This window comes from Calditrichota bacterium, assembly GCA_014359355.1.
Taxonomy (GTDB): Bacteria; Zhuqueibacterota; Zhuqueibacteria; order JANLFK01; family Oleimicrobiaceae; genus Oleimicrobium.
In genome coordinates this window covers 1-2,053 of sequence record JACIZP010000181.1, presented here as the reverse complement: position 1 = coordinate 2,053, position 2,053 = coordinate 1, and the positions used below count along the sequence as shown (strand labels likewise).

Sequence of the window (2,053 nt, the reverse complement as noted above, 5' to 3'; positions counted from 1 at the left end):
TCTTGGGTTTTCTCTTCTCCTGATCGTCCTCCTCTTAGAGCTGAAAGACAAGCTCCTTTTCCAAGACGAGCTCGTGGCCGGCAAGGCGGTCCAGGATGCCCTGCTCCCCAAGGAGAAGCCGGTGCTCTCAGGCTGGGACATTTGGCTCTACACCCATCCGGCTAATGAAGTCGGCGGCGACCTGGTGGACTATGTGCCGCTCGCCCGCGGACGTCTGGCGGTTTGCTTGGGCGATGTGGCCGGCAAAGGGCTTGGCGCCGCGCTGTGCATGGCCAAGGTGCAAGCCACGCTGCGCGCTTTGGCGGACTCGCTCCCCTCGTTGAGCGCGCTGGGCACGCGCCTGAACGAAATCCTTTGTCGCGACGGGCTCCCGCAGCGCTTCGTCTCGCTGATTGTCGTGGCAGTGAGCCCCCGGAATGGACGGATCCAACTGCTCAACGCTGGACACTTGCCCCCCTTTCTGCTCAAAGCCGGGCAGTGCCAGGAGCTGCCGCGCGGCGAGGCAGCGCTCGGCCTGACACCCAAGACTCGCTATCGCCTGCAACACCTCCACCTGGAGAAAGGCGAGATCTTGCTGCTGTACTCCGATGGCATCACCGAATGTCGCAACCAACAGCAGCAGTCCTTTGGCGAGGCACGCCTTGCCAATATCCTCACCAGCGAGCGGTGGAGTTCTGCGGAGCAAATGGGGAAGCAAGTGATCGCCGAAGTGGAAAACTTTGTAGGCGAGGCCCGCCTGGAAGACGACTTTTCCATCGCTATTCTCCGGCGCACATGAGACCCCATCGCCGGCGAGAAGCTCCTCCAAGAGGCGTATTGCGCTACTACCGCCGCAGGAAATCGCGCGGCTCGGTGTTAAAAGCGTGTGAGCTTCTGCCGAGCGCGCAGCCGACAGTGGCAGCTCGAGGTATAACAGAAAGGCATCTTTCCCGCATCTAAGGAAACTCCATGAACAAGAAGCTTGTGGTACGTCTGATAGTTGGCGTTGTGGTGCTCGCCGTAGTTTTTCGGGTCATTCAGTTAGTCACAAAAAAACCGGCCGGGGGCCCGCCGCGCGGCCAACGCCCCCCAGTGGCGGTGGAGGTGGATAGCGTCCGTTACGGCCCCATCAGCGAGGTGCGGCAGTTTGTGGGCACCGTCCACCCCATCTATCGCTACCTCATTGCCCCGAAGGTGGCGGGACGCGTGGTGGAGATCCGCAAGCGCATTGGCGACCCAGTGCGCCGAGATGAAATCGTGGCCAAGATCGACGATGCGGAGTACCAACAGGCGGTCCGCGAGGCAGAAGCAAGCTTGAAGATTGCGCAAGCCTCGCTGAGCGAGGCGCAGAGCCAGTTCGCCTTGGCCAGACAAGAATTCGAACGCGTGCAGCAACTCAGGGAAAAGGGGATCGCCTCGCCGGCCGAACTGGACGCGGCCACCACCAACTACGAAGCGCAGCAGTCGCGCCTCAAATTGGCGCAGGCACAAGTGGAGCAGCGCGAGGCGGCCCTAAAATCGGCGCAGATCCGGCTTAACTACACCGTGCTAACTGCCCCTGCGCCTGGCTTCACGGGCGAGCGCTTTGTGGACGAAGGCGCCCTGCTCACCGCCAATGCCCCGATTATCTCGGTGGTGGGAATCGAGAAGGTCATCGTGCGTACCACGATCACCGAGCGGGACTATGGCCGCGTGCACCCCGGCCAATCGGCCACGGTGAGCGTGGACGCCTTTCCGCAGCGCCTTTTCCCTGCGCAGGTCGCTCGCGTGGCTCCCATGCTGCGCGAAGAATCGCGCATGGCAGAAGTGGAAGTGGAGGTGGACAACGACTCGCTGATCCTCAAACCAGGGATGTTTGCGCGCGTGAGCGTGGTGCTGGCCAGCAACGAGCGCGCACAGCTTGTCCCCTCCCGCGCCATCGTCACGCGCGACGTGCAGAAGGCGGTCTTTGTGGTGGACTCCACCGGGACTGTGGCCCATTTTGTCCCCATCACGCCGGGCATCGCCACCCAGGAGGTCACGGAGGTCCTCGCTCCGCAGCTCAGGGATCGCGTGGTCACACTCGGCCACCATC

2 protein-coding genes are annotated in these 2,053 nt (G+C 62.5%); both read left to right on the top strand.

What is annotated here, in order from left to right; all coding sequences use genetic code 11:
- A partial coding sequence (locus tag H5U38_07825; GenBank protein MBC7186924.1) for a serine/threonine-protein phosphatase occupies positions 1–778 on the top strand: 778 nt, incomplete at its 5' end.
- A 170-nt stretch (positions 779–948) separates the two neighbouring features.
- On the top strand, positions 949–2,053 hold a 1,105-nt coding region (locus tag H5U38_07820; GenBank protein ID MBC7186923.1), incomplete at its 3' end, for an efflux RND transporter periplasmic adaptor subunit.